27 protein-coding genes are annotated in these 26171 nt (G+C 64.7%); 15 read left to right on the top strand and 12 right to left on the bottom strand.

The annotated features are described in order from the left end of the window. Positions 1-24 precede the first annotated feature (24 nt). Positions 25-888 carry a MurR/RpiR family transcriptional regulator gene (locus tag F6X39_RS25780; protein WP_187618666.1) on the top strand — a complete coding sequence of 288 codons (864 nt, stop codon included), beginning with the start codon at positions 25-27 and terminating at the stop codon, positions 886-888. Positions 889-966: 78 nt separating this feature from the next. Then, positions 967-2202 carry a YbfB/YjiJ family MFS transporter gene (locus F6X39_RS25775; protein ID WP_187618665.1) on the top strand — a complete coding sequence of 412 codons (1236 nt, stop codon included), beginning with the start codon at positions 967-969 and terminating at the stop codon, positions 2200-2202. Between the two features lie 23 nt (positions 2203-2225). On the opposite strand, the gene F6X39_RS25770 is transcribed toward F6X39_RS25775, so the two are convergent. From F6X39_RS25770 to F6X39_RS25755, 4 genes are read right to left on the bottom strand one after another with little or no spacing between them, the layout of a single operon-like run. Next, positions 2226-2600, bottom strand: coding sequence for a GtrA family protein (locus tag F6X39_RS25770; RefSeq protein ID WP_184024385.1), 375 nt, complete (start codon positions 2598-2600; stop codon positions 2226-2228). Continuing rightward, positions 2597-3346, bottom strand: coding sequence for a class I SAM-dependent methyltransferase (locus F6X39_RS25765; protein WP_187618664.1), 750 nt, complete (start codon positions 3344-3346; stop codon positions 2597-2599). The genes F6X39_RS25770 and F6X39_RS25765 overlap by 4 nt, the downstream gene beginning before the upstream one ends. A 17-nt stretch (positions 3347-3363) precedes the next feature. After that, entirely contained in the window at positions 3364-4425 is a 1062-nt protein-coding gene (locus F6X39_RS25760) for a glycosyltransferase family 2 protein (RefSeq protein WP_187618663.1), read from the bottom strand. A gap of 13 nt (positions 4426-4438) precedes the next feature. Next, on the bottom strand, positions 4439-5725 hold the full coding sequence (locus tag F6X39_RS25755) for a glycosyltransferase family 87 protein (protein WP_262414817.1): 1287 nt from the start codon (positions 5723-5725) through the stop codon (positions 4439-4441). A gap of 595 nt (positions 5726-6320) precedes the next feature. Between F6X39_RS25755 and F6X39_RS25750 the strand changes: the two genes are divergently transcribed. From F6X39_RS25750 to F6X39_RS25700, 11 genes are all read left to right on the top strand, one after another. Further along, the gene (locus tag F6X39_RS25750; RefSeq protein ID WP_184061565.1) at positions 6321-6533 is read left to right on the top strand and encodes a hypothetical protein; all 213 of its coding nucleotides are present in this window, start codon (positions 6321-6323) and stop codon (positions 6531-6533) included. A gap of 100 nt (positions 6534-6633) precedes the next feature. After that, complete coding sequence (locus tag F6X39_RS25745; protein WP_187618662.1) at positions 6634-6804, top strand: Flp family type IVb pilin; 171 nt, start codon at positions 6634-6636, stop codon at positions 6802-6804. 68 nt (positions 6805-6872) lie between these two features. Continuing rightward, complete coding sequence (locus F6X39_RS25740; RefSeq protein WP_184024399.1) at positions 6873-7043, top strand: Flp family type IVb pilin; 171 nt, start codon at positions 6873-6875, stop codon at positions 7041-7043. 30 nt (positions 7044-7073) lie between these two features. Further along, a complete protein-coding gene (locus F6X39_RS25735) occupies positions 7074-7616 on the top strand; it encodes a prepilin peptidase (RefSeq protein WP_187618661.1) in 543 nt (180 codons plus the stop codon). Between the two features lie 36 nt (positions 7617-7652). After that, positions 7653-8477, top strand: a complete 825-nt coding sequence (cpaB, locus tag F6X39_RS25730) for a Flp pilus assembly protein CpaB (RefSeq protein WP_184024428.1) — start codon at positions 7653-7655, stop codon at positions 8475-8477. Positions 8478-8589: 112 nt separating this feature from the next. After that, entirely contained in the window at positions 8590-10503 is a 1914-nt protein-coding gene (locus F6X39_RS25725) for a type II and III secretion system protein family protein (protein ID WP_187618660.1), read from the top strand. A 21-nt stretch (positions 10504-10524) separates the two neighbouring features. Continuing rightward, positions 10525-10827, top strand: coding sequence for a hypothetical protein (locus F6X39_RS25720; RefSeq protein ID WP_187618659.1), 303 nt, complete (start codon positions 10525-10527; stop codon positions 10825-10827). A 68-nt stretch (positions 10828-10895) separates the two neighbouring features. Continuing rightward, positions 10896-12107 carry a CpaE family protein gene (locus F6X39_RS25715; RefSeq protein WP_184024440.1) on the top strand — a complete coding sequence of 404 codons (1212 nt, stop codon included), beginning with the start codon at positions 10896-10898 and terminating at the stop codon, positions 12105-12107. 39 nt (positions 12108-12146) lie between these two features. Beyond that, entirely contained in the window at positions 12147-13508 is a 1362-nt protein-coding gene (locus F6X39_RS25710) for a CpaF family protein (RefSeq protein WP_184024443.1), read from the top strand. Between the two features lie 52 nt (positions 13509-13560). Beyond that, positions 13561-14538 carry a type II secretion system F family protein gene (locus tag F6X39_RS25705; protein ID WP_187618658.1) on the top strand — a complete coding sequence of 326 codons (978 nt, stop codon included), beginning with the start codon at positions 13561-13563 and terminating at the stop codon, positions 14536-14538. A 28-nt stretch (positions 14539-14566) separates the two neighbouring features. After that, the gene (locus F6X39_RS25700) at positions 14567-15535 is read left to right on the top strand and encodes a type II secretion system F family protein (RefSeq protein ID WP_187618657.1); all 969 of its coding nucleotides are present in this window, start codon (positions 14567-14569) and stop codon (positions 15533-15535) included. A gap of 124 nt (positions 15536-15659) precedes the next feature. On the opposite strand, the gene F6X39_RS25695 is transcribed toward F6X39_RS25700, so the two are convergent. The 4 genes from F6X39_RS25695 to F6X39_RS25680 form a co-directional block, all read right to left on the bottom strand. Then, on the bottom strand, positions 15660-16304 hold the full coding sequence (locus F6X39_RS25695; protein WP_187618656.1) for a trimeric intracellular cation channel family protein: 645 nt from the start codon (positions 16302-16304) through the stop codon (positions 15660-15662). A 170-nt stretch (positions 16305-16474) separates the two neighbouring features. Next, a complete protein-coding gene (locus F6X39_RS25690; RefSeq protein WP_187618655.1) occupies positions 16475-16930 on the bottom strand; it encodes a MarR family winged helix-turn-helix transcriptional regulator in 456 nt (151 codons plus the stop codon). Between the two features lie 97 nt (positions 16931-17027). Further along, positions 17028-17555, bottom strand: a complete 528-nt coding sequence (locus tag F6X39_RS25685; protein ID WP_187618654.1) for a GNAT family N-acetyltransferase — start codon at positions 17553-17555, stop codon at positions 17028-17030. Next, the gene (locus tag F6X39_RS25680) at positions 17552-18139 is read right to left on the bottom strand and encodes a helix-turn-helix domain-containing protein (RefSeq protein WP_187618653.1); all 588 of its coding nucleotides are present in this window, start codon (positions 18137-18139) and stop codon (positions 17552-17554) included. The genes F6X39_RS25685 and F6X39_RS25680 overlap by 4 nt, the downstream gene beginning before the upstream one ends. Positions 18140-18538: 399 nt before the next feature. Here F6X39_RS25680 and F6X39_RS25675 point away from each other — a divergent pair, with 399 nt between their 5' ends. Beyond that, positions 18539-20767 carry a beta-glucosidase family protein gene (locus F6X39_RS25675; protein WP_187618652.1) on the top strand — a complete coding sequence of 743 codons (2229 nt, stop codon included), beginning with the start codon at positions 18539-18541 and terminating at the stop codon, positions 20765-20767. Between the two features lie 60 nt (positions 20768-20827). Here the strand turns inward: F6X39_RS25675 and F6X39_RS25670 are convergent, their stop codons facing one another. Further along, positions 20828-22294 (bottom strand): metal-dependent hydrolase family protein, encoded by a 1467-nt coding sequence (locus F6X39_RS25670; RefSeq protein ID WP_262414816.1) that lies wholly within the window; start codon positions 22292-22294, stop codon positions 20828-20830. A gap of 508 nt (positions 22295-22802) precedes the next feature. Between F6X39_RS25670 and F6X39_RS25665 the strand changes: the two genes are divergently transcribed. After that, entirely contained in the window at positions 22803-23669 is an 867-nt protein-coding gene (locus F6X39_RS25665) for a MipA/OmpV family protein (protein ID WP_187618651.1), read from the top strand. A gap of 84 nt (positions 23670-23753) precedes the next feature. On the opposite strand, the gene F6X39_RS25660 is transcribed toward F6X39_RS25665, so the two are convergent. The 3 genes from F6X39_RS25660 to F6X39_RS25650 form a co-directional block, all read right to left on the bottom strand. Next, positions 23754-24293, bottom strand: coding sequence for a thioredoxin family protein (locus F6X39_RS25660; RefSeq protein ID WP_184024470.1), 540 nt, complete (start codon positions 24291-24293; stop codon positions 23754-23756). Between the two features lies 1 nt (position 24294). Beyond that, the gene (locus F6X39_RS25655) at positions 24295-25011 is read right to left on the bottom strand and encodes a cytochrome c biogenesis CcdA family protein (protein WP_187618650.1); all 717 of its coding nucleotides are present in this window, start codon (positions 25009-25011) and stop codon (positions 24295-24297) included. A 179-nt stretch (positions 25012-25190) separates the two neighbouring features. After that, a complete protein-coding gene (locus F6X39_RS25650; RefSeq protein WP_187618649.1) occupies positions 25191-26162 on the bottom strand; it encodes a LysR family transcriptional regulator in 972 nt (323 codons plus the stop codon). Positions 26163-26171 lie beyond the last annotated feature (9 nt).

Here is a 26171-nt window from a genome sequence, read left to right as displayed (position 1 = left end):
GAAACAGCCCCTAAGGAACACCGGGTGTCCGCACCGAACTTGATTCCCCACATCCGCAACGCACTCGCGAGTCTGCGGCCCGCCGAGCGCAAGGTCGCCGACATGGTGCTCGCCGACGTCGACTTCGCGATGCGCGCGAGCATCACCGAACTCGCGCAGCGCGCCGACGTGTCCGAGCCTTCCGTCACGCGTTTTTGCCGCGCGATCGGTGCGCACGGTCTGCGCGACTTCAAGATGCAGCTCGCGCAGAGCGTCGCGGGCGGGCTGCCGTATGCATCGACCGCGGTCGCGCGCGACGACGACGTGCAGACCTTGATGGACAAGGTCGGCGAAGCGGCGATCGACGGCATCACGCATGCGCGCGGCGCGCTCGATCCTGCCGTGGTCGAAAGCGCGATCGCGGCGCTTTCGAGCGCCCGGCGCGTGTTTTTCTTCGGCGTGGGCTCAGGCTCGGGGCTCGTCGCGCAGGACGCGGCGCTGCGTTTTTTGCGCATCGACATCGCGGCGGCCGCGTTTACCGATGGTCATTTGCAGCGTCTATACGCGGGTCTGATGGAGCCGGGCGACGTCGCGTTTGCGATCTCGCATTCGGGGCGCAGCGTCGAAGTGAATGAAAGCATCCAGATCGCGAAGGAGCGCGGCGCGACGACGATCGCGCTGACCAACGTCGGCTCGCGACTCGCATGGCTCGTCGATATTCCGCTGCTGCTGCGCGTGGCGAGCCCGATCGATCCGAACACGCCGGGCGTGTCGCGGCTCGTGCATCTGTGCATCATGGATGCGCTCGCGATCGGCGTCGCGCTGAAGGCCGGGCCCGAGACGCTGGAAAAGATGCGCCACGCGAAGGCGCGGCTCGCGCCGCATGAGCCGGAAGGGGCGGGCGGGTAAGGCGCACACATTCCGCGACTTTCGTCGTCGCTCCAGGTAGAATCGGCTCGCAGCGTTCCCGTTTACGTCCGTCCGCCCATGTCCTCCCGTTCCGCCGACACCGCATCGCACGCCCCATCAACGACCACCGCCGAACGTGTGCCGACCCTGCTGCTGGCCGCCGCGCTATCGCTCGGCAGCGCGACAGCGCTCGGCTTCGCGCGCTTCGCGTACGCGCTGCTGTTGCCGTCGATGAAACTCGACCTCGGCTGGAGCTTCGCGCAGGCCGGCGCGATGAACACCGCCAACGCGCTCGGCTATCTGCTCGGCGCGCTCGTGTTTCCGCGCCTCGCGCGCCGCTGGTCGGCCGGCGCGCTGTTCGCGGCCGGTTGCGTGCTGACCGCGCTGCTGATGGCCGGCAGCGGCCTCACCGCCAGCACGCATGCGCTGCTGACGCTGCGCGTGATCACCGGTGCGAGCAGCGCGGCGATCTTCATCGGCGGCGGCGTGCTTGCGGCGCGGCTCGCGTCGGCGCGACCGCGCGACGCGGGGCTCGTGCTCGGTCTGTATTACGGCGGTACCGGCTGGGGGATCGTCGCGTCGTCGGTGCTGGTGCCGGTGACGATCCTTGATGCCGCCCACGGCTGGCAATTCGCATGGTTCGCGCTCGCGGCGGCCTGCGCGGTGTTCGCCGCGGTCGCGATCGGCGCGTCGCGCAGAATCGAGCGCGCGTACACGAGCGCGGCGGCTGCGGCGCATGCGGCCGGCGCCACCCCCGCCACGGGCTGGCCGCACTTCGCGGCCGCGCTCGCGGGCTACGGGCTGTTCGGCGTCGGCTATATCGGCTACATGACGTTCATCGTCGCGCTGCTGCGCAACGCCGGCATGAGCGCGGCGGTCGTCACCGGTTTCTATCTACTGCTCGGCGCGGCGACCGTGGTGTCGGCGCGGATCTGGTCGACGCTGCTCGATCGCATGCGCGGGGGCCAGGCGCTCGCCCTGCTCAACGCGCTGCTGGCGATCGCGACGCTGCTGCCCGCGCTCTTCACGCAGCCGTGGGTCGCGTTCGTTTCGGGCGCGCTGTTCGGCGCGACGTTCCTGTCGGCGGTCGCGTCGACGACCGCGTTCGTGCGCCACAATCTGCCCGCGAGCCACTGGGCGAAGGGCATCAGCGCCTTCACGATCGTGTTCGCGTTCGGGCAGATCGTCGGGCCGGTCGTGATCGGCTGGGTGTCGGATGGCGCCGGGCTCGCGCGCGGGCTCGTGTATTCGGCGCTGCTGCTGGCGGCCGGCGCGGTACTCGCGGCGTGTCAGAAGGCGTTGCGCGTGACGTGAGTCGCCTTGTGCGTGCTTCGTATTCAGCGATATGTCCAGCACCGATGCGCGACGAACGTGAGCGGCGGCACCACGCACACGACTAGCGCGATACCGAGCGCGGGCGGCCCGCCCGCAAGCTGGGTCAGGTGCGATACGAGCGCGGTCGACGTCAGGCCGCCCAGCGACACGACCACGAACCGCCCAGCGTTCATCAACGCAGGCAGCGCAGAAAAACTCCAGAACGTGTTCAACAGATAAGAGGCCGCCGTCGCCCAGGTGAACGCGATCGCGTTGGCCCACGGCGGCGACATGCCGGCGTCCGCGATCAGCGTCAGCGCAATGCATACATGCAGGCCGGTCGCGATGACGCCGCTCGCGCCAAAGCGCATCAGCCTGACCCGTTCGACCAGCATCATCGCGACGCTCCCTCGCGCTTGCGCAGGATCGCGAACAGCGATACGCCATAAGGCAGCGGCGCATGCGCGAGCCAGTGGCGCTCGGCGCTGAAGACGCGGTACAGCGCCGCGTTGAGCAGCCACGGCGGGATCGCGTCGCCGCTCGAATGTTTGCGACGCAGCAGCCGGTCGGCCCAGCGCGCGGCCACCGCGACCGGATACAGCAGTGTGTTGAAATAGCTGATGCGTTCGACTTCGTAGCCGGCCACGGCCGCGCAGCGCGTCAGCGAGCCGCGGCTATAGCGGCGGTAGTGATGCAGGAAAACGTCGTGAGCACTCCAGAGACTTTGTCCGGCCGGCACCGTCACGATGATGCGGCCTCCCGGCGTCAGCAGGTCGCGCATGCGCGCGAGCGAGCCGGCGTCGTCGGCGATATGTTCGAGGCAGTCGAAGAAACAGATCAGGTCGAAGCGTTCGCCGTGGAACGGCACGTCGTCGGGGCAGTGGCCCGCGCGGATGTCGAACTGGTTGCCGGTCTTGCGCGCGCTCAGCGCCCGAGCGGTCGGGTCCATCTCGAGGCCGCTGACGGCGCCGAAGCCGGCCAGCATGTCGAGGTTGCCGCCGGTGCCGGAGCCGACTTCGAGCACGCGTGCGCGACGCGGTAACGCGAGCCGTTCGAGCAGCGTGCGCAGCACGTCGCGCCGCGCGCGAAACCACCAGTGCCCGGCTTCGGTCTCGGCCATTTCCAGGTAGGCATCGGGAGACATGGTGGACTCCTCCGTTTTCAGCGGCCGACTACGCGAAACCGCGGCGCGGCACGCCTGCGTGTCAGTTCGACGCGCGCCACGTGCGCCGCGCGCGCATCCTGACGCACGCCCGGCAACATGCTGACCTTGCTCTTCGCCTGATAGCGACGCCGCACCAGATAAACGGGCCGTTCCTTCGACTCGTAGTAAATGCGGCCGACGTATTCGCCGATCACGCCGATGCCGATCAGCTCGATGCCGCCCATGAACAGCATCACCGAGATCGTGGACGCGTAACCGGGCACCGGATTGCCCGACCACAGCGTGCGGCCGATCACGAACCCGCCGTAGACGAACGCGAGTGTCGCGATCGACAGTCCGATATAAGTCCAGCTGCGCAACGGTACCGTGCTGAAGCTCGTGATGCCTTCGAGGGCGAAGTTCCACAGCCGCCAGCCGGAGAACTTCGAGTGACCGGCGCTGCGCGGCTCGCGTTCGTATTCGACGATCACGGTGCGGTAGCCGACCCACGCGAACAGGCCTTTCATGAAGCGACGGCGCTCCGGCAGGCTGCGCAGCGCGTTGACCACCTGCCGATCGATCAGCCTGAAGTCGCCGACATTCTCCGGCAGCTTCACTTCGGACAGCGCGTTGTGCACGCGATAGTAGAGCGCGGCCGCCGTGCGTTTGGCGAACGTATCGCACAGGCGGTTCGTGCGTTTGGCCGCAACCACTTCGGCGCCCGCGAGCCAATGCTCGATCATCACCGGGATCAGGCTCGGCGGGTCCTGCAGGTCCGCGTCGATCGGAATCACCGCATCGCCGAACGCTTCGTCGATGCCGGCGGTCAGCGCCGCTTCCTTGCCGAAGTTGCGCGTCAGGTCGATCACGCGAATGCGCCGGTCGCGGCCGCTCTGCGCGATCAGCCGATCGAGCGTCGCGTCGCTGCTGCCATCGTTGATGCAGACGATCTCGAAGCGCGTGCCGTCGATCGATTCCAGCACCGGCACGACCGCCGCGAAGAAGCGTTCCACCGCGTCCTGCTCGTTGTAGAACGGCACGACGAGTGAGATCAGCGGCGTGGTTGTATGAGTTGGCATGACGCTTCCCCGTTTATCGAATGATTCGAACCGCGTGCGAATAGGCGAGGGTGGTGCGCTCGCCGCGTTCTTCGTCCATCATGCGCACGCGGCGCACGACGATCAGCAGCACCAGCAGCAGAACGATCGGGCCGATCTGCGGCAACTCCGCCGTGCGGTTGAAGAGTTCATAGACCGGCAGCAGCCACGCGAGCGCAATCACACTCTGCTCGCCGCGCAGCCAGCCTTCGCCGATGCCGAGCGCGGTCAGGCAGGCCGTCGCGATGCCGAGCCACGCCAGTTCGTAGTGCCACACGTAGGGGTTCGTCAGCAGCGTGGCGACGACGAGACTCGCCGCGCGCAGCCGCGTGTCGCGCGTGTTTCGCCACACCTGCCATGCGGCTGCCGCGGCGATGAGTCCGACGCAGGCCTGGGCCGCAAAGGCCGCGGCGATCGGCGCACCGCCCTCGCGCAGCACCGCGAACGCGGTCGGCGACGCGAGCCAGTAACCGCGGCATTGCTCGAGCAGCGTCTCACGCGCAATGCCGGTGTTGACGAAGAAGAGCCGCACCGATTGCACGCCGCATATCAGCACGCTGAACGCGCCGAACAGCGCCGCGCTGAACGCGGCGGCCGCCAGCGTGCGCCATGCGCGTGCGGCAATCAGCACGAGCGGAAACAGCACGGCCATCTGCGGCTTGATCGCGAGCAGACCGAGGCACAGCCCCGCGCGTACCGGATGCCGGCGCAGCCAATGCAGCGTGAGCGCGGCGATGCCGGCGGTCAGCAGCGAGTTCTGGCCGAAGATGGCTGGCACGAACACGCACGGCGAGGCCGCGACGACGAACCATGCGAAGCGCGAGCCCCTGAAGCTGTCGGCAAGGCCCGACGCGCGCAGCGTGCCCGCGCTGAGCAGCACGATGCCGCCGCCGACGAACACGAAGTACATGACGAGCTGCGGCAACAGCGCGAGCGGCGCGATCAGCACGAGGAACGTCGGCGGATAAAGCCAGGGCATCACGCTGTCGTGGCTCACGTTCGTGAATAGCGCGCGCTGTAGCTTGTCGAACGACGCATGGTCATAGACCTGCATGGCCGAACCGTGCAGCAGTCCATACGAGGCCGACCAGAAAATCGAAAAATCCTCACCGGGACGCGTGAGCCGCGGGTCGGTGAAGCCGTGGCTCGCATAGGCCCACAACGCGATGATCCCCACGTACAGCACGCACATCCCACAGCAGTAGAAGACGATGCGCTCGGGCGTAAGCCAGCCGTGAATCTCGCTGTCGCCGCTGCGCATGCGTAGTTGTGATGCGTACATGATCCCCGCCCCCCGCGTGATCCGGATCGGGTCTATCGACCCGCCGTTCGTTCTGTTTATAGATTCCGTCTTGTATGTGTCGGCGCGTGACATCGAATTAAAAACCGTGTCGTTGCGCTGAACCGGTCAGCTCATTGTTGGCGGAAATTGATGCGACTTTCAAGCTCGCGTTTTCCTGGCCGCGCGCCGCGCACTGCCGACTCCGCCAAATAGCGGGCCAAACGGCCAGCTTTATGTGCGCCAACGCACCAAGCCGTCTCGCCGATGAGACGCTTTGGACCGGCGCGCCCTTCGGGAACGGCGATTTTTCGATGGAATTTATTTTTTACCGGAGCAGGGAAAGTCCTGGGGAAAAAATGCCGAGCCTTGCCCGGCGGGGTATTACGCGATCCGCGAAGTGTTCGGCGGGTCAGGCAAAACGTCGCGCATTCGGACATTTCGGACGCGAATACGGCGCGGGGCTGGGGGCCAGTCGGCTCGAACCCGCGTCGTTACGCTGTTTTCGCAAAGCTGGTCCCGTCCTTGCGATAGGGAGTGCGCGGAGTGCCGGCCTCGAGCCGACGCCAAGAAAAGAATCACGAAAGACGGGGGATGTATGCACAACAAGATCACGCGACTGCGCGGCGATACCAGGCCCGTGTGCGGCGCACATCGTGCGGCCATGCTGCGCCAGCGGCACGCGGCCGCGATGCTGCGGCTCGCGCGGCAGCTGCCGCTTCACTTTCCCCGTTTCCTCCAGTTCGTGTCGCCCAGCGTTGCGACCATGCGGATCAAACACCGCGCGACGCTGATCGGGCGGCGAAACTAGCCAGCAGCTTCCCGCATTTCCCTGCAGTACCCGCAGTCCCATCGCCCACGCCAATCCTGGTAACGGGTTCCATTAGTTAGTCTTCCAGAGGAGTCGAATCATGAAGAACATCATCGCTGCCGCAGCCCGTTTCGTTCGTGACGAAGACGGCGTGACCGCCATCGAATATGGGCTGCTCGCCGGCCTGATCGCGCTGTTGATCATCACCGGCGTGACCACGCTCGGCCAGCATCTGCAGACGATTTTCAACAACCTCGCGGCCTCGGTCTGAGTCCTCGAGTCGACGGACGAACCTCGCGATTCGTCCGTCCCCTTCCCACTGGAAAAAGGAGGTCTGTCATGAAGAACCTGATTGCTCGCGCAGCACGTTTCATTCACGACGAGGACGGTGTGACCGCCATCGAATACGGCCTGCTCGCCGGTCTGATTGCACTGCTGATCATCGGCGGCGTGACCACGCTCGGCACCAACCTCAGCGCGATCTTCAACAATCTCGCTGACTCGGTCTGACGCGGCTCAATCATCCTTGACGAGGTCATCATGACGCTGCCACCTCTGCCGCCACATCCTGTACCGCTGTGCGTGATCGTGCTGGCGATCGTGGCCGCGAGCACGGACATAAGCGCGCGGCGCATTCCGAATCGCCTGATCTCACTCGGACTCGCCGTCGCGCTTGCCGTGCAGATGTCGATTCACGGGCTGCTCGCCGGCGCGCTCGACTGGTTGATCGGGGCGGCGTGCGGCCTCGCTTTGCTGTTGCCGTTCTATCTGCTGGGCGGCATGGCCGCCGGCGACGTGAAGCTGCTGATGATGATCGGCGCGTGGGTCGGACCCGCGCTGACCTGGCGGATCGCGCTTGCCACTTTTCTGCTCGGCGGGCTCTGGTCTCTGCTGATCGTGCTGCGCCGCGGCCGCTTCGCGCGCGTGCTCGCGAATCTGCGGCAACTGCTCGGCGGCCTCGTCGTCGCGCCGCTCGGACAGCCAAACCTGATCGATGCGCGGTCCGGATCGGTCGGGTCGATTCCCTACGGCGTCGCGATCGCGGCCGGAACCCTCGGAATGCTGTTCGCGGCCGCGCTATAGCCGGACGTTTCCACTGAACGATGCGGGAGTGTTGCCATGAAAAACAGTCGGGCTTTAGTGATGCTGACGATCGCCGTGCTGGCGGGCCTCGCGGCCGTGAGTTTCGCGTCGCGCTGGCTGCTGCAGACGTCGTCGGGCGCGGTGACGTCGGTTGCGGTGGCGTCGTCGGAAATCAGCCTCGGCCAGCCGCTGAACCAGAACCTGATCCACCTGGTCAGTTGGCCGACTTCGAGCGTGCCGCCCGGTGCGTTCGCCGACGGCAAGGCGCTCGAAGGGCGCGTGCTGCTGACGAGTCTCGCGCCCGGCGAGCCGGTGCTCGAATCGAAGCTCGCGCCGCAGGGTACGAAAGGTGGCTTGTCAGCGGTGATTGGTGAAGGCAATCGCGCGATCACCGTACGCGTGAACGACGTGGTCGGCGTCGCGGGCTTCGCACTGCCGGGCAATTACGTCGACGTGATCGTCAATACGCAGCAGACGAACAAGACCGACACGTCGCAAAGCATCTCGAAGATCGTGCTCGAAAAGATCCTCGTGCTAGCGGTCGCGCAGCAGGTCAGCCGCGATGACACCGCGCCGAAAGTGGTCAACGCGGTGACGCTCGAGGTGACGCCCGAGCAGGCCGAGAAGCTCGACCTCGCGCGCAGCGTCGGCACGCTGTCGCTGGTACTGCGCAATCAGGTGGACAAGCAGACCCCGAGCACCGGCGGCGCGACCAAGCTGACCTTGCTCGACGTGCCGGCTTCGGCGCCGGCGGCGCCCGATGTGCATCCGGTGCGCACGCACTATGCGGCGCGTCCGGCGCCCAGGCGCGATTGCGTCGGCGTGCTGTCGGGGGTGACGGGCAGCGTCGAATGTTTCTAGCGCGGTCGCGGCGCGCAGGTTAGCGCGAGTTCACGTCAGGCGCCGCGATCTGAATCAGAAGGCAATCAAAAGACGTCTCGGTTCACACCTATCGAGCGACGGGGGCAGCAACATGAAAACACAACAACGGTTCTCATCCGGTGGCGGCAAGCATTGCCGCTCGCTCGGCGGCACGGTGCTCGCCGCCGCGCTATGCGCCGGATTGACGGCCGCGCACGACAGCGCGGCCCAAACGATGGCCGCCGCGCAACTGCCGCCGGGCTGGGGTGCGCAGACAGCGCCGCTGCCGGTCGGCCGGGGCGCCGTGCCGATGCTGGTCAGCAACACGCCGATGCCGACCGGCGCGACGAGCGGCAGGGTGGTCGCCCCCGCGCAGCTGACCGGGCCGAACTGCACCGGCGAGATTCGCGACGAATCGAGCGTGTCGGTGGCAGTCGGCAAGTCGATCCTGGTGCCGCTCGTCGAGGCCGCGCGCAACCGCACGCTCGGCAATCCGGTCGTCGCGCAGGCGACGCTCGTGTCGCAGCGCACGCTGTACGTGGTCGGCATGAGCGTCGGCACCACGAACATGATCGTGCAGGGCCGCAGCGGCGCATGCCAGATCATCGACGTGAGCGTCGGCGTCGATGCCGAAGGGCTGCAACGCACACTCGCGCAATTGCTGCCGAACGAGCGCGGCATTCGCGTGTCGAGCGCGGCCGGCAATCTCGTGCTCGCGGGCCGCGTGTCGAGCGGGCAGGCTGCGCAGCAGGCGATGAGCATCGCCGGCGCTTACGCGGGCGCGCAGCCCACCCAGCAAGACCAGGCGAGCACCGCGAGCTTTGGTAACGGCGGCACGATCTCGCAGCAAAGCTCGAGTGTTAGCAAGGGTTCCGAAGTCATCAACATGATGACGGTCGATTCGCCGCAGCAAGTGATGCTCGAAGTAAAGGTCGCCGAGGTGTCGAAGACGTTGCTCAATCAGTTGGGCGCGGCGGTCAACATCCAGGGCGGCTTCGGTTCGTGGACCGGTGCGCTCGTGAGCAGCCTGCTCGCCGGTGTCAGCAGTGGTATCGCGGTGAGCAAGGCGAACAACAGGCCGTTCAATATCGCCGTCGACGCGCAGAAGAGCGACAGCCTCGGCAAGATTCTCGCGGAGCCGAACCTCGTCACGCTGAGCGGCCAGGAAGCGTCGTTCCTCGCGGGCGGCCGGGTCTTCATTCCGGTGTCGCAAAGCAACGGCTCGGGCGGCTCGACGATCACGCTGCAGGAAGAAGAGTTCGGCGTCGGCCTCAAATTCACGCCGACCGTGCTCGCGGGCAGCCGCGTGAATCTGAAGGTCGCGCCGGAAGTATCGGAACTGTCGCCGACCGGCGTCACCGTGTCGGCGAGCGGCACGGGCAACACCTCGGTGCTGCCGCTGATCACGACGCGGCGCGCGTCGACGACGGTGCAGATGAACGACGGCGAGAGCTTCGCGATCGGCGGGTTGATCCAGAACAACATCACCGGCTCGCTGAAGGCGCTGCCCGGCATCGGCGAAGTGCCGGTGCTCGGTGCGCTGTTTCGCAGCACGTCGTTCCAGCAGGATCGCACGGAGCTGATCTTCATCGTCACCGTGCATCTGGTGAAGCCGCTGCCGGCGGGCGACTATCCGCTGCCGACCGATAGCTTCACCGGTGTATCCGACGGCACGGTCTACGCGACCGGCAACATGGAAGGCCGCCGGCCCGCAGCGCAGGCAGCGGGCGCCGCGAACCCGAATGCGCCGCAGATGCCCGCGCAACCGCAAACGCAACCCGCGTTGCCCGCACCGGTTCCGACGCCGGCACCGACCGAAGGCTCGGCCGCGCCCGCCGCGCTGCTGCCGCGTGACACCCCGGCGGACCGGCCGGCACCGTCGGCGGCGGTGCCGCCACCGGACAAGACGACCGCAACGGCAGCGTCGGCAGCGCAAGCGCACACCAACGCCGAACCCGCACTCGCCAAAGCCGACGCCATGAGCCCAAGCAACCCGACGATCAAGGGCGCACAGCCCAACCCATAACGCGCCGCGAAGGAGACTCTCATGAAACCCGAACATCTTCTGATCCCGCGCCGCGCGGCGTTGCTAATGATGCTGGGCGGCTCGTTGAGCGGCTGCATGTCGAGCTCGCCGATCTGGGACGCACACGTCGGCGACGCCGTGCGCACCGTGACGCAGATGCAGATCATCGATCCGCATGCGGGCGAGCACACGCCATCCACACCGGGCGTCGACGGCAAGGCCGCGGTCGCCGCGCAGCAGCAGTACGACAAGTCGTTCCAGACGCCGGTCACGACGTTCAATCCGTTCGTGATGGGTATCGGCAGCAGCGGCGGCAGTCAGTGATGGCGAACGCGGCGCATGGGGCGGACGCGCCGTCCGCCGGTTAATTCGACAGCTCGGTTGGGAACATCATGATCAACATCCTGGCTCTCTCTGAAGACGGCGCACGGCTCGCGCAGATCGCGCATCTGAGCGGCGAAGCCGGCGACTACCGGATCACGCGCGCGATGGGCACGCCGTCGCTGCTCGGCGAACGCGGCGACACGCTCGACGCGTTCGACGTGCTGATCGTCGACGCCGCGTCGCTGAAGGATGCGGAGCTCGCGGTGGTGGAGCGCCTGCATCGCGAGCATGGGCGGCTCACCTGCATCCTGCTGATTCCCGACGCATCGCCGCAGACGCTGATCGCCGCGATGCGCGCGGGCTTTCGCGACGTGCTGAACTGGCCGCTCGATTCGCGCCAGTTCGGCGACGCGCTGCAGCGCGCGCAGGCGCAGAGCCTGCAAGGCGGCACGCGCGATACGCGGATTCTGTCGTTCGTGTCGTGCAAGGGCGGCGCCGGCACCAGCTTCATCGCCGCGAACGTCGCGCATGCGATCGCGACTCTGCCGCAGAAAAAGCGCGTTTTGCTGATCGATCTGAACCAGCAGTTCGCCGATGCCGCGTTTCTGGTCTCCGACCAGACGCCGCCGTCGACGCTGCCGCAAATCTGCGCGCAGATCGAACGCATGGATGCCGCGTTCTTCGACACGAGCCTCGTGCACGTGAGCGACAGCTTCCATATTCTCGCCGGCGCGGGCGACCCGGTGAAGGCGGCCGAGGTCAAGGAAGACCGCCTCGAGTGGCTGCTCGGCGTCGCCGCGCCGCATTACGACTTCGTGCTGTTCGATCTCGGCCAGACGCTGAACCAGTTGTCGATGCTCGCGCTCGATCGCAGCGACCAGATTCATCTCGTGCTGCAGGCGAGCATGCCGCACGTGCGGGCCGGCCGCCGGCTGCAGGAGATTCTCTGCTCGCTCGGCTACGCGCAGGAGCAGATGCGGCTGATCCTGAACCGCTATACACGACACGGCGAGCGGCCGCGCGCGGCGCTCGAATCCGTGCTCGGCATGAGCGCGTATCAGGTGATCCCCGAGGATGCCGAAACGGTGACCGATGCGATGAACCAGGGACTGCCGGTGTCGAAGACGGCGCGCGGCAGCGGGGTTGCGCGCAGCCTGCAGGCGCTCGCCGAAAACATCGCGGCACGCGCGACCAAACCGGGGCGTTCGCGCGCGAAGGGCGAGTCGCTGTTCGGGCGGCTGCTGGGCCGCCAGCCGTCGCCGAAACTCGAAACGCTTTAACCGTGCTCCAACGCTACACGATCAGAACAGGGGAACGTCATGTCGCTTCGTGAGCAGATTTCCGCGCAACGTGTGCAGCCGCTGGGCGAACGCCAGGATCCGGCGGGCGCCGGCATGTTGCGCGGCGCCTACCAGAAACTGAAACGCGAGATTCATCAGGCGGTGCTCGAACGCGTCGAGCTCGAACGGCTGTCGCGCCTGCCGCCCGAGCAGGTCCGCCAGGAGATCGCGACGCTGATCGGGCGCATTCTCGAAGACCAGAAGGCGCCCGCCAACGATCTCGAACGCCGGCAACTCGTCGGCGACGTGCACGACGAAATGTTCGGCTTCGGTCCGCTCGAAGTGCTGCTGCGCGACCCGACCGTGTCCGACATTCTGGTGAATACGCATCGTCATACGTACGTCGAGCGCCGTGGCCGTCTCGAAGCGACCGATGTGACCTTCTACGACGACGCGCATCTGATGAAGGTCATCGAGAAGATCGTCTCCGGCGTCGGCCGCCATATCGACGAATCGAGCCCGATGGTCGACGCGCGCTTGCCGGACGGCTCGCGCGTGAACGCGATCATCCGGCCCTGTGCGATCGACGGTCCGTTGCTGTCGATCCGCCGTTTCGCCGCCAATCCGTTGCAGGTTGCCGACCTGGTTGAATTGCAGAGCCTGACGCCGCCGATGGCCGAAGTGCTCGACGCGCTCGCGCGCGCGAAGGTGAACATCCTCGTGTCGGGCGGCACGGGCAGCGGCAAGACCACGCTGCTGAACGTGCTGTCGGGCTTCATTCCGGGCGACGAGCGCATCGTCACGATCGAGGACGCGGCCGAACTGCAACTGCGCCAGCAACACGTGCTGCGGCTGGAGACGCGTTCGCCGAACATCGAGGGACGCGGAGAGATCACGCAGCGCACGCTGGTGCGCAACGCGCTGCGGATGCGGCCCGACCGCATCATTCTCGGCGAGGTGCGCGGCGCCGAAGCGCTCGACATGCTGAACGCGATGAACACCGGCCACGAAGGCTCGCTGTCGACGATCCACGCGAACACACCGCGCGATGCGCTGACGCGCCTCGAAAACATGATGACGCTCGGCGGCCTGTCGCTGCCGACGCGCACGATGCGCCAGCAGATTTCGTCGGCGATTTCGGTGGTCGTGCAAGCCACGCGTCTGACCGATGGCCGCCGCAAGATCGTCAGCATTTCGGAGCTGACCGGCATGGAGGGCGACATGATCAACATGCAGGAGATCTTCGTGTTCCGCCGCTCCGGCGTCGATACGAAGGGCAACGTGCGCGGCCATTTCTGCGCGACCGGCGTGCGGCCCCAATTCGCCGAGCGCTTGCAGGCATTCGGCGTGGCGCCCTCGGAGCAGGTCTACGATCCGGCGCGTCGCTTCGAAACGACATGACGAGTATGGGCAACGCGCACCGACCGCTCACCCGGTGTTTCAGGAGACTTGCATGAGCCCGATTTTCTACGCGTCGATCATTCTGCTGTTCGCGGCCGTGGTGCTCGCGACGAGCGGCGTCTACGAGTATTGGAACAGCCGGCACGGCCCGGTCGCGCGCCGCGTCGATTCGCGGATTCGCGCGGTATCCGCCGGCGGCGCGTTGAGCAGGCAGCGTCTTTCGATTCTGAAGACGCGCACGATGGCCGACTCGGCGGTGCTCACGCGGCTGCTGCTGCGCATTCCGCGCGTGCATGCGCTCGATCTGTTTCTGCAGCAGTCGGGGCTATCGTGGTCGGTCGGGCGACTCGTCGGCACCTGCGCGGTGTTGCCGCCGTTCGTGCTGATGGCGGGCGCGAGCCTCGCGATGCCATGGGTCTTCACCGCGGGCGCCGCGGCGCTGTCCGCATTGCTGCCGCTCGCCTACGTGCAGCGGCGGCGCAACCGGCGCATCCGTCAACTCGAACGGCAACTGCCGGACGTTTGCGACATGCTGTCGCGCGCGTTGCGTTCGGGCCATGCGTTCACCGGCGCGATCGATATGGTCGGCACCGAGTTCGCCGAGCCGATGAGCGGCGAGTTCCGCATCGTGTTCGACGAGATCAACTACGGCGTGTCGATCAGCGAGGCGCTGACGAATCTCGCGACGCGCGTGCCGATTCGCGATCTGCGTTACTTCGTGATCGCCGTCGTGATCCAGCGCGAGACGGGCGGCAATCTCGCCGAAGTGCTCGACGGCATCACCGCGCTGATCCGCGACCGCTTCAAGCTATTCGACAAGGTTCGCGTGCTCGCCGCCGAAGGCAAGATGTCCGCCTGGGTGCTCGGCCTGCTGCCGTTCGGCGTCGGCGCCGCGATGATGGCGATCAACCCCGGATTCCTGAACGTTCTGTGGCAGGACCCGGCGGGCGTCAAGATGATCGCGGTGGCGAGCGTGGCCATGCTGTTCGGCATTCTGTGGATGCGGCACATCGTGAAGATTCGCGTCTGAGCGGGCGAGAGGTCATCGGAGAAGGACCATGCAAACACTGAACATCACGCAGACTCTGTTGCTTGCCGGCGTATTCGCGATCGTTTTCGCGGCCGTGTTCGGCGCGATGCATCTGAGCACGCCGCGCGACATGAGCCGCCGTATCGAGCAGGCGGGCGGCGCGAATGCCGTCCCGGCGCCGGAGCAACTCGACGCCGCCGCGCAGACGCCGTGGTACGAAAAACTCGTCGAGATTTCGCAGCCGATCTCGAAGCTGTCGGTGCCGAAGGACGGCTGGGAGCAATCCGCACTGCGCCTGCAATTGATGACCGCCGGCTGGCGCTCGGCCAACGCCGCGCCGGTCTATCTGGCCGCGAAGACCGCGCTCGCGCTGACGTTGCCGCTCGTGGCGATGCTCGCGCTGTACGGGTCGTCGTTCGCGAATTCGCTGCTCGAACGCGCGATCGTGCTGGTCGTGCTGGCCGCGCTCGGCTACTACCTGCCGAACGTCGTGCTGTCGCGCCGCATCGCAGCGCGCAAGCGCAGCATCGTCGAGGACTTTCCCGATGCGCTCGATCTGCTGACCGTGTGTGTCGAAGCGGGTCTGGGCCTCGATGCGTCGCTGATGAAAGTCGGCGAGGAAATCCGCCTTCGCAGCGCGGTGGTCGCGAGCGAGCTCGAACTGATGCTGCTCGAAATGCGTTCAGGTTTCTCGAAGGAAAAGGCGCTGCGCAATTTTTCGCTGCGCACCGGTGTGGAAGACATCGACTCGTTCAGCGCGATGCTGATCCAGGCCGAGCGCTTCGGCACCAGCATCGGCGCGTCGCTGCGTGTGCTGTCCGATACGCTGCGCACGCGCCGCCGGATGCGCGCGGAGGAGCGGGCCGCGAAGATCGCGCTGAAGTTGCTGTTTCCGTTGATGTTCTGCATTTTTCCGGCGCTGCTCGTCGTGCTGATGGGGCCCGCGATGATTCATATCTATCGCGATCTGCTGCCGAGCATGGCGGGTGGTGCATGACGCGCTTCGTCGCGAGCGGATCGACATGTGGAATGAACGGAGAGAGCCGGTGGAACGCACGAGACAACGTGGCGCGGCGGCGGTGCTGATTGCGCAAACCGCGAGCTGAAGCGCGCAGGACCTGTTATGGATTGTCGCGCGTCTCGGCCGTGCGTCTGCCCTGGAAGACCGGCAGCCGCCAGCCGTAGCGCAGCGACGCGAGCCGCACCAACACGCAGGCCAACGTCGCGAACCACGGCGTCCACCAGTCCGTCCAGCCCGCGTACGAAAAACCGACCTGCACCGCCGCGCCGAACAGCGCGGCCGACGCATAGATTTCGCGCTCGAGAATCGCGGGTACGCGCGAGAGCACGACGTCGCGCATCACTCCGCCGCCCACCGCGCTGACGACGCCGAGCAGAATCGCGAGTTCGGCATTGTGGCCGTACGTGAGCGCTTTCTGCGCGCCCGACACCGCGAACAGACCGAGCCCGATCGCGTCGAAGAAGAGCACCGGCTGACGCAGCCGGCGCACCTGCGGATACGCGAGAATCGTCACCGCCGACGCGGCGAGCGCGGTGGCCAGATAGCGCCAGTTCGACAGCCCGGCCGGTGGGATCGCGCCGATGCACACGTCGCGCACGATGCCGCCGCCGCACGCGACCATGAAGGCGATCACGACGATGCCGAACAGGTCGAGCCGTCGTTGACGCGCGGCGACCGCGCCGCTGATCGCGAACACGAAGGTGCCGATCAGGTCGAGAATGGTGTAGACGGCGTGTGAATTCACTGAATGGTTTCAACCTGGTCGGCGACGATGCCCGCAGTGCGCAGCGCCCGCATCGACAGTTCGGCGTGCGCGTGCAGGTCTTTGTAGATCGTTTCGATCAGCTTCGACATGGAGGGCTCCTTGTTGCCATGAACGCCAGGGAAGGAAGGCGGCGAAATGCGGACCGTCTGTCAGGATCGCGCAGGCGGCGCGCTTGCGGACTCGCTTTCGAGCAGGCTGTGTGAAAGCTTGCCGAGCAGACGTTCGAGCGTTTTGCGTTCGTTCGCGCTGAGCGCCTTCGCGAGCTCGACCTCGAGCTCGGTGCCCACCGCTTCGGACGCCTGCGCGACTTCGAGGCCGTGCGCCGTGGCACGCAACGCGATACTGCGGCGGTCCGACGCATGCATGTTGCGCGTGATCAGGCCGCGCGTTTCAAGCTCGGCGAGGACTTTGGAAAGCAGCGTTTTTTCGATCAGCGCGCGCTGTGAAACGGATTTGGGCGTGATGTCGGGCTCCGCGCAGACGAGGCGCAGCACGCGCAACGCACGCACGTCGAGATCCCAGCGCTCGCGGTAGACCATGTTCGCGCGGTTGATCAGCAATGCGCTGGTCAGGTCGAGCCTGAAAGTCAGGAAGTCCGAGTACAAGAAATTGCTCCGCTGTCGACCGTCATACACAGTGCAGGCATTATAGGCAAGTAGTTGAAATTTTCAAATACTTGCACGGAGCCCACTGCCAGCGCAGTCAAAGCTGTTTGCAATAGAACGTCGTCGCGCACAACGCCCCGTCGGGCATCAGCGCGTAATTCGGCACGCTGCCGACGCGTTGCCATCCGGCGCGCTGATAAAGCCGTTCGGCATCGCCACCGGTTACGGTGTCGAGCACGAGAACCGACTTTCTCTCTTCCCGCGCGACGCGATCGAGTTCGCGCATCAGAGCGTGCGCGACGCCGCGCCGGCGTGCTTTTCTGTGCACGAGCATCTTCGCGACGTCGGCGCGATGTGGCTGATTTTCGGGTTGCGCGGTAATCAACTGCACGGTGCCCACGATATCGCCGCTGTGATCTTCGGCGATCAGTAATACGCGCTCGCCACGCGCGACGCTCTCCACGACGTTGCGCCAGAACGCGAGCGCCGTGTTACGCGAGATCGGCAGCATGAAGCTGACCGATGCTCCGCCTTCCACGCAGTCGACCAGCACGTCGGCGAGCGCTTCGACGCAGGCCGAAGCTTCGTTCGCGCCCACGCGCCGTATGGTCACGTTATCGCTCATCCGTTTCTCCGTTCGTTGACTGGCGATGTGGTCAGCGCGACGAGATAGCGCGCGCGTTTGCGAGTGGGGTTACGGAACACGATCGGGCTGTCGAGCCGCATCGCCAGGCAGTCGCCGGTCTTGAGCCGCCAGCTGGTGTCGCCGACCGTGATTTCCATCGACCCGTCGAGCATCCACACCTGTTGATGAATGTCCGCGTCGCGCGCGCCGGTTTCGTAACTGACGCGCTGACCGGCGGGAAAGTTGACCTCGACCAACTGGATCGCCGAGCGCGCGGTCGGCGACAGATGACGTCGCACATACCCCGAGCTCGGATCGGTCCACACCGCCTGCTCGGTCGCGCGACTGACCGGCGATGGCTCGGCAGCCGGCGCGCCATCCTGCTCGAATAGCGACGCGAGCGGCACGTTCAACGCGGTCGCGAGTTTGTCGAGCACGGTCGCGGTAGGACTGCTCTGAGCGCGCTCGATCAGCGAGATATTCGAGCGGCTGACTTTGCTGCGCTCGGCCAGTGCATCGAGCGACCAATTTTGAGCGTCGCGCAGTTCTTTGATCCGGCGCGCGATCAGGGCGTTGATGTCCATGTAATCCAGTTTAAGGGATGCGGTTTCCAGTAAACTAGACGGCGGCTTTTTTCTTGTCAATGCGCAAATGCCCACTCACCAATTTGAATAAAAACCCGCACAAAATTGCCGACTCTTTATTCGCTTTGATTCGCTAACTTTCAATTAGCCTGTGTCGGAAAAGCCTTACGCCACATTACGCATAAAATTACACGTATTGGTATAAATACCGATGCTGTAGTCAGACTACATTCCTACATTACTCACCACGGAGAGTCGCTACAGCCCATCCAGTTGCGCCGATTCTTCTTCCCACAGGCAAACGTTTGCAGTCATCGCTGCATGCCTGTTTTCGCGTCCGTTTTCCATCCCCCGACGCGCTCCGTTGCCCCAGAAAAGCACAATTTCGGAGAGACACCTATGCAGAAGAAACTATGGCCGGCTGTCGCGATTGCGGCGGCCGTGAGCGCCGCTGCGCCCGCCGCTGCGCACGCGGACATCCCCACTCCTGGTCTCGACTTCGCGCCCATGTCGACGGTGCTGAACGCGTTCGCGTCGGCCGCGGCGCATCGGCGCGCGCAAACGCTCGTCAACAAGATGACGATCGACGAAAAGCTGCAGTTCATTCACTCGCAGTACGCGATGTCCGCCGTGCCGGGCGGCGGCGCGGGCTACATTCAGGGCGTGCCGCGTCTCGGCATTCCCGACCTGAACATGGTCGACTCGGCCACGGGTTCGGGCAGCACCAACCAGCCATCGACGACCTTCCCGGCGACGCTCGCGGTAGCGGCGAGCTGGGACCGCGCGCTGTCGTGGAACTTCGGCAAGCAGATCGCGATCCAGTTGCGTCAGCAGGGCTTCGGCATGGGGCTCGGCGGTGGCACCAACCTCGCGCGTGAGCCACGCGGTGGCCGGCTCTTCGAGTACCTCGGCGAAGATCCGGTGCTTGCCGGCGAGATGCTCGCCGAGCGCACCGACGGCACGCAAAGCCAGAAGGTCATCGCGACGATCAAGCACTACATGGGCAACGAGCAGGAACATAACCGCGGCGGCGGCAATAGCCAGATCGACGAGCGCACGATGCGCGAGCTCTATCTGCTGCCGTTCGAAATCGCCGCGCGCCGCGCGCAGCCAGGCAGCGTGATGTGCAGCTACAACGAGGTCAATGGCATCCAGGCCTGCGAGAACCCGCACATTCTCAACGACGTGCTGAAGAACGACTGGCACTTCGAAGGTCAGGTGCAGTCGGACTGGGGCGCGACGCATAGCACGGCACCGGCGATCAATGCGGGTCTCGACGAGGAGGAAGACGTCGGTTCGACCGTCTATCTGACGCCCACGCTGGTCAAACAGGCGATCGCGAACGGCTCGGTGTCGACCGCGCGCCTCGACGACATGGTCGAGCGCAAGCTGTATGTGATGATCCGCACGGGCGTGATGGACGATCCGCCGAAGGGTGGCGCGACCATCGACTTCTCGGCCGCGAGAGCCTTCACGCAGTCGGTCGAAGAGCAGTCGATGGTACTGCTGAAGAACGCCAGCAATCAGTTGCCGCTCGCCGCTGGTTCGCTGTCGCGTATCGCGGTGATCGGCGGCCATGCCGACGCGGCGGTGCTGACGGGCGGCGGTTCAGGCAACACGCGCGATCCGGTGACGGGCGCGTTCGCCGGTTGCGGCGGCTTGACGTTCGGCACGGAGACGGGCTGCAGCTGGTGGACCAACCCGTGGCTGAAGCTGAACACGCCCATCGTGTCGGCGATCAAGGCGCTCGCGCCGCAGGCCACCGTGACCTTCGCCGGCAACAGCGATCAGCAGTCGCCGTTTGCCGCCTACACGCAGCAGCAGATCACCCAGGCGGCCACGCTGGCGGCCAACTCCGACGTCGCGATCGTCGTGGTCGCGCAGCCGGCCGGTGAGGATATCGGCGATCTGCCGAGCCTGGGCCTCGCGAATCCGACCAACCAGGATGCACTCGTCGAAGCGGTTGCGGCGGCCAATCCGCACACGATCGTCGTCGTCGAAAGCGGCAACCCGGTGCTGATGCCGTGGAAGGATAGCGTGTCGGCGATCATCGAAGCATGGTATCCGGGCGAAGGCGGCGGCAATGCGATTGCGAACGTGCTGTTCGGCAAGGTCAATCCTTCCGGCAAGCTGCCCGTCACGTTCCCGGTGCGCGACCAGGATACGCCGACGTGGGGCACGAATGGCGCGTTTGCGGCGAACCCGGTGTACGCCGAGAAGCTCGATATGGGCTATCGCTGGTACGACTCGCAGAACATCACGCCGATGTTCGAGTTCGGCTATGGCCTGTCGTACACGCACTTCGCATACTCGGGTCTGTCGGTTCAGCATCTGCCGGGCGGCCTGATCGACGTGTCGTTCAACGTGCGTAACGATGGTCGCGTCGCCGGTGCGGAAGTGCCGCAGGTGTACCTCGGCGTGCCGTATCAGGGTGAACCGCCACGGCGTCTCGTCGGCTGGGACAAGGTGGGTCTGAACCCGGGCGAATCGCGTCGTGTGCACGTTGTCGTGACGCAGCGCATGCAGAGCGTGTGGGATACGACGAGCAACCGTTGGCTCTATGTGCCGGGCAGCTCGGTGTACGTCGGCGCATCGTCGCGCGACATCCGTCTGCAGGGGCACGGCTAAATAGTGTGACGGTGTAGCGAATGCGGGCGCGCCAGGTTGCGCGCCCGCCTGTATTGTTGTTTACGCTTTCAGCGTGTTCTTGTAGAACTTTCCATCCTTCATCACGATGCGCAGGTTCTGCTCCGGCTTCGCGATCAGGTCGAGATTCTCGAGCGGATTGCCGTCGACGAGCAGCAGATCGGCGTACGCACCTTCCTCGAGTACACCGAGCTTGCGCGGGTACGGATTGCGGTGCCCGGACAGCGCGAGTAGCTGGCCATTGGTGCCCGTTGCGATGCCCAATGCTTCGGCTGCGCTATACCACGCCTTCATATGCGTGAGCATCGTGCCTTGCCGTGCGGCCACGGCCTGCGAAAAGATCAGGTCCGTGCCGAACGCGACCTTGATGCCATGCTTGCGCGCGAGCTTGAAAACCCTGTCGGTGCCCGCGATCACCTGAAGAAATTTTTCGCGGATCGGTGGGGCGAGCGGACCCGCGTCGTCTTCGTTGACGAACGGCTGCGTGCTCAACCACGTGCCGTTCTTCGCCATCAACGCCGCAGTCCTGTCGTCCATCAGATGACCGTGCTCGATGCACTGCACGCCTGCCGCAACGGAGCGCTGAACCGCTTCGGACGTGTACGCATGCGAGAGGATATAGGTGCCCCAGTCGGCCGCTGTTTCGACGGCCGCGCGCAACTGCCTTTCGGTAAACGTGAGCATGTCGAGCGGGCTGCGCGGCGTCGATACCCCACCGGCTCCGACCAGCTTGATCTGCGTCGCGCCCTGAATGAACTGCTCGCGCACCCGCAAGCGGACTTCGTCTTCGCTGTCGGCGATCGCGAAGCCACCGTCCCGTTCCAGTTGGGTGACCTGGTTGCCGGCGCGCGGCAGATCGCTCAGCGCACGAAAATCGCCGTGACCCCCGGTGGTCGTGATCATCGCGCCGGACGGATAGATTCGCGGCCCGGAAATCATGCCGCTATCGATTGCCTGCTTCAGCGCGAATGACGGGCCGCCCGCGTCGCGTATCGTTGTGAAGCCGCGCAGTAGTGTACGTTCGGCTTCAGCGCTTGCCGCAAGATGGACGAAAGCAATGTCGGATTGAAGGATGACCTGAATCGGCACTGCCGCGAGCAGCGCGTGCCAGTGCATGTCGATCATTCCGGGCATCATCACCTTGCCACCGCAATCGACGAGCGTTTTGCCGTCGATCGAAGCCGGTTGACCCCGACCCAACTGGCTGATGCTGTCACCCTCGACAACCATGTAGAGACCGTCACGCAACGTCGACGATTTGCCATCGAACAAGCGGAAGTTCGTGAACAGCACCGGCTTGTCCGGCGGTGCTGGCGGTTGGGTGGTTTGAGCATTGCCAAGACCGGGCAGAACCAGGCTCAGCATCGAAGCGGCGAGACCGGTGACGAAGCCGCGCCGCGACAGATCGGCACTGATACGGCGGTTGGCATACTGCGCTTGAGACTTGTCACAAAGACATGAAAACGACGGACTGACTGCTTTATCGCCGATGTACTTTCCTGAAGGCATAGCTCACCCGTAACGTAGATCACCGTGCATCGAAAGCCGCCATCTGACTACATTTCACACTTGGCGACGCGAAAGTCAAGCCCGCACAGATTATCGCCTACGAACGAGGATGGCAAATTCCGCGTCGCTTGATACAAGCATTGAAATTGCATCTATTTCTCGATTACGCGGTTGCCGCATGTAATTAGAAAAATATGCTTGCGACGGGTGAAAAGAACGGGCTATGCTCACGCCACGTATTCTGTATGTGAATCCCCCGAAATAAGGCACGATTCCCTACCCTGCTTGGGGGGGGATGTGCCAAACAAACGTCCCAATAAAGCGGATGCATCGGCTATTACAAACGTATTTTCTATCATCGCGATTATCGAGCGAGGCGATCGGTCATTCTTTTAACGCCGCTGCAATTAGAAACTCAACTATTTCACAATTTCGCCGCCACTCCATGAATGCCGGGATCGGAAAAGTCGCATTCAGTCTTTTTTAATTTTTTCACGGAGAAACAGAAATGATCGATGTGTCAAAGCCGCGTATGCTCAAGGTGCTGGCGGGGGCTGGCTTGTCGCTGTTTGCCGTTACCGCGATGGCCGACGATACGCTCGGTTTGTCGGAAAGCCTGTTCTCCATCGGCGCGCCGGAAGTGACGCAGGCGCCTGGCGCGGGCGCGAGCCCGTGGCGCTTTGCGGTTGGCGCAGGGGTCGTGAACATGCCGAAATTTCCGGGCGCGAGTGGCACGAAATGGGAGGCGGTGCCGTCGGTGAGCGTGAATTACGACCGCTTCTTTATCGGCGCGAATCCAGACGCGGGCTCGGTGCTATCGCTGGGCGCATATCTGTATCGTGATAGTAACTGGCGCGTCGGCGCGGCGTTGACCTACGATTTCATCGAACCGCGCAGCGAGTCCGACGACTCGCGGCTGCACGGACTCGGCGACGTCAAACGCACCGCGCACGCGGAGCTGTTCGGTGTTTATACGTGGGAGTTCGTCACGGCGCGCGCGAGCGTTTTGACCGATATTGCCGGCAACGATCGCGGCACCGTCGCGACTTTCGATCTGTTGGGACGCTATCAACCCGTTCCGCAACTGACGCTTAGCGCAGGCCCGGGCCTGACGTGGGGAAGCGACAAGTACAACGAAACCTATTTTGGCGTGAATTCCGAGCAGAGCGCGCGCTCGGGATTGCCGACCTACTCGGCCAGCTCCGGTTTGAACCAGTTGCGCTTCTCAGTCAACGGGGTTTACCGGATTGCGACGCGTTGGAACGTTGGCGCGAGCGTGTCGTTCGCGTGGCTGCGCGGCGACGCGACCGACAGCCCCATCACCGAAAAGACGAGTCAGATTACGTACGGCCTTTTCGTCAATTACCTCTTTTAGTCGTCCGCCAAAAACGAAGACCCGCTGCACCCGATCGCGTGGGTGCAGCGGGCTTTCCCGTTCTCCGAGTCAGCAAACGCTTCGTCAATTCTTCTGCGCGAGCAGCGCCTGAATCCTGGCTTCGGTCTGCGCATAGGCGCCTTCTCCAAAGTGCGTGTAGACGATATGACCTTGCTTGTCGATCAGATAGAACGCGGGCCAGTACTGATTGTTATAGGCATTCCAGGTCGCGTACTGGTTGTCCTGCGCAACCGGATAGCTGATACCGAACCGTTTCAGCGCGGTCTTCACGTTGCCGGTGTCGCGTTCGAACGGATATTCCGGCGTATGCACGCCGATCACCGTGAGCCCCTGATCCTTGTACTTCTGGTTCCAGCTTTTTACGTAAGGCAGCGTGTTGGCGCAATTGATGCAGCTATAGGTCCAGAAGTCGACGAGTACCACTTTGCCGCGCAATTGCTGCAATTTGAGCGGCTCGCTATTGAGCCATTGCGTGATGCCTGTGAGCTCGGGTGCGGGCGAGCCGCTTTCCTGCGGCGCGGCGATGGCGACCGTACTCGTCGCGATCAACGCGCAGGCGGCAAACGCGGTGGACAGTGCGAAGGTTTTTAAGCGGGTAGTCATGTCAAAGTCCTTTGAGTGAAGGGAAAAGACCGGCGAGCCGCGCGTACAGCAGCACGTCGTACTGCAAATAGATGGCGAGGGCGGTCAGCATCACCAGTACGCCGAATACCTGTTGCAGGCGCTCCGCGTGACGTGAGACCACACGTACATGACGCATCACGTAATGGCCCCCGTAGATGATCGCGAGCATCGGAATCGCCGCGCCGATCGCATACAGCGTGAGCAGCAGAGCCGACCAACCGAGATCCTGAGCCTTCACGACGAGCACCAGAATCGACGCGAGCACGGGGCCGGCGCAGGGCGTCCATACCGCGCCTAGCGACATGCCGAGCACGAAGCCGCCCGCGTTGCCGCTGCCGGGTTGCGTCCCTGGCGCAATGGCCGCGCCGATGCGCTCGAGCGGCCCTTGCAGTTGCGCGACGAGCCAGTCGTAAGGTCGCGGCCAGATACGCAGAAACCCGGACAGCGCGAGCAACGCAATGCCGGTATTGCGCAGTACCTGTTGCGCGACGTGCACGGTGCTCGACACCGCGCCCAATAGCAGCGCGAAAGACGCGAAAGTCAGAATGAAGCCGGCGACGATGAACAGTGGCCGCGTGCGGCTCGGTCGTTCGACGGAAGTGCCGAGCAGGATCGGCATCACCGGCAGCACGCAGGGAGAGGCAATCGTCAGCAGCCCGGCGAGCAGGGCGAGCGGAGTTTCGAGAGTACTGTGCATGATGGGCGTTCCGTTGGCTGGGATGGCCGTATTGGAACGCCCGCACGTATCTGGTTTATGTCGGGGTCAGGCGCGCTTGCAATGTAGTGTGTCTGCGGATGGCGCGGATACATTGCGACACAAATCGGTTGAGGAGCCGATGCGCGCGGGGGGCGAGGCGGCGGTAGCCGAACGCTGGCTCAGCGCGCCCTGCGCTTACGCACCGCGGTTCCCATCGCGGCTGCGACGCTATTTGCGCTGGACGTGGAGAACATCGGCATACGCTCCTCGATCCAGCGCAGCAATTCGAGAGGTCCCGGTGCGAGCGGCCGGCCGGTCTTGACGAGCACACGCGCCTGCGCGCCGGAAAACAGCGGATGCGCGATTGGTATCGTCGTCAATTCGCCGCTCGCGATTTCGCGGTAGGCAGCGAATTCGCCGATCAGCGTCATGAAGTTGTCGACCGTGACGAAGCGCTTCAATGCGCTCAGTGAGTTGGTGGTCAGCGTCGCGGGAATCGACACGTTTTCGGCGAGTTCCGTCATCTTGACGACATGACCGATCCCAAAGGTGGGTGGCATCAACGCGAGCGGCCACGCGCGCAGGTCGTCGAGCGTCGCGGGTCGCTTGCGCTTCGCGAGCGGATGGTCGCTTCTTAGCAACAACACGACCGGCTGCGGCGAACTCGCGCGATGCTCGAGGCGCGCATGAGGCGGCGGATTGTACGCAAGCCCGATATGCGCACGACTTTCGGCGACTTCTTCCTGGATCGCGTCGACCGCGAGCATATCGAGGCCGATTTCGAGTTCTGGATATTGGACGCAGAATGGCGCGAGCACATCGTCGACCAGCGTATCGACGAAGCCTTCGCTGACCGCGAGCCGGATCTGCCCTCGCTGCAGGCCTTTCAACGCATGCAATTGATCTTCGAGCTTCTCCTGCTGCGAACGGTAGCCGCGCCAGAATTCGAGCAGATGCGTGGCCGCTTCGGTCGGCCTGACTCCGCGCGGCTGCCGCTCGAACAGCACCGCGCCGAGTTCGTCCTCGAGCAGCTTGATCTGCCGCGTGATCACGGAGGGCGACGTATTGATGCTTTCGGCGGCGCCGCGGATGGTGCCGTGCGTGAGCACCTCGTTGAAGTAGCGAAGGCGTTGCTGGTTGATCTCGCGCATGTGATTTGT

Origin of the sequence: Paraburkholderia sp. UCT2 (assembly GCF_014397665.1) — a bacterium.
Taxonomy (GTDB): domain Bacteria; phylum Pseudomonadota; class Gammaproteobacteria; order Burkholderiales; family Burkholderiaceae; genus Paraburkholderia; species Paraburkholderia tuberum.
Note: the sequence above shows the minus strand (reverse complement) of the source record. Positions and strands in the feature narration are given on the sequence as shown.

Excerpts from the sequence above, each read along its gene's own strand:
- F6X39_RS25740 (WP_184024399.1), top strand. The coding sequence starts at position 6,873 with ATGAAGAACCTGATTGCTCGCGCAGCACGTTTCATTCACGACGAGGAC.
- F6X39_RS25680 (WP_187618653.1), bottom strand. The coding sequence starts at position 18,139 with ATGGACATCAACGCCCTGATCGCGCGCCGGATCAAAGAACTGCGCGAC.
- F6X39_RS25660 (WP_184024470.1), bottom strand. The coding sequence starts at position 24,293 with ATGACTACCCGCTTAAAAACCTTCGCACTGTCCACCGCGTTTGCCGCC.
- F6X39_RS25655 (WP_187618650.1), bottom strand. The coding sequence starts at position 25,011 with ATGCACAGTACTCTCGAAACTCCGCTCGCCCTGCTCGCCGGGCTGCTG.
- F6X39_RS25665 (WP_187618651.1), top strand. The coding sequence starts at position 22,803 with ATGATCGATGTGTCAAAGCCGCGTATGCTCAAGGTGCTGGCGGGGGCT.
- F6X39_RS25755 (WP_262414817.1), bottom strand. The coding sequence starts at position 5,725 with ATGTACGCATCACAACTACGCATGCGCAGCGGCGACAGCGAGATTCAC.
- F6X39_RS25710 (WP_184024443.1), top strand. The coding sequence starts at position 12,147 with ATGTCGCTTCGTGAGCAGATTTCCGCGCAACGTGTGCAGCCGCTGGGC.
- F6X39_RS25745 (WP_187618662.1), top strand. The coding sequence starts at position 6,634 with ATGAAGAACATCATCGCTGCCGCAGCCCGTTTCGTTCGTGACGAAGAC.
- F6X39_RS25770 (WP_184024385.1), bottom strand. The coding sequence starts at position 2,600 with ATGATGCTGGTCGAACGGGTCAGGCTGATGCGCTTTGGCGCGAGCGGC.
- F6X39_RS25760 (WP_187618663.1), bottom strand. The coding sequence starts at position 4,425 with ATGCCAACTCATACAACCACGCCGCTGATCTCACTCGTCGTGCCGTTC.
- F6X39_RS25765 (WP_187618664.1), bottom strand. The coding sequence starts at position 3,346 with ATGTCTCCCGATGCCTACCTGGAAATGGCCGAGACCGAAGCCGGGCAC.
- F6X39_RS25715 (WP_184024440.1), top strand. The coding sequence starts at position 10,896 with ATGATCAACATCCTGGCTCTCTCTGAAGACGGCGCACGGCTCGCGCAG.
- F6X39_RS25700 (WP_187618657.1), top strand. The coding sequence starts at position 14,567 with ATGCAAACACTGAACATCACGCAGACTCTGTTGCTTGCCGGCGTATTC.
- F6X39_RS25675 (WP_187618652.1), top strand. The coding sequence starts at position 18,539 with ATGCAGAAGAAACTATGGCCGGCTGTCGCGATTGCGGCGGCCGTGAGC.
- F6X39_RS25685 (WP_187618654.1), bottom strand. The coding sequence starts at position 17,555 with ATGAGCGATAACGTGACCATACGGCGCGTGGGCGCGAACGAAGCTTCG.
- F6X39_RS25725 (WP_187618660.1), top strand. The coding sequence starts at position 8,590 with ATGAAAACACAACAACGGTTCTCATCCGGTGGCGGCAAGCATTGCCGC.
- cpaB (WP_184024428.1), top strand. The coding sequence starts at position 7,653 with ATGAAAAACAGTCGGGCTTTAGTGATGCTGACGATCGCCGTGCTGGCG.
- F6X39_RS25650 (WP_187618649.1), bottom strand. The coding sequence starts at position 26,162 with ATGCGCGAGATCAACCAGCAACGCCTTCGCTACTTCAACGAGGTGCTC.
- F6X39_RS25670 (WP_262414816.1), bottom strand. The coding sequence starts at position 22,294 with ATGCCTTCAGGAAAGTACATCGGCGATAAAGCAGTCAGTCCGTCGTTT.
- F6X39_RS25775 (WP_187618665.1), top strand. The coding sequence starts at position 967 with ATGTCCTCCCGTTCCGCCGACACCGCATCGCACGCCCCATCAACGACC.
- F6X39_RS25735 (WP_187618661.1), top strand. The coding sequence starts at position 7,074 with ATGACGCTGCCACCTCTGCCGCCACATCCTGTACCGCTGTGCGTGATC.
- F6X39_RS25750 (WP_184061565.1), top strand. The coding sequence starts at position 6,321 with ATGCACAACAAGATCACGCGACTGCGCGGCGATACCAGGCCCGTGTGC.
- F6X39_RS25720 (WP_187618659.1), top strand. The coding sequence starts at position 10,525 with ATGAAACCCGAACATCTTCTGATCCCGCGCCGCGCGGCGTTGCTAATG.
- F6X39_RS25705 (WP_187618658.1), top strand. The coding sequence starts at position 13,561 with ATGAGCCCGATTTTCTACGCGTCGATCATTCTGCTGTTCGCGGCCGTG.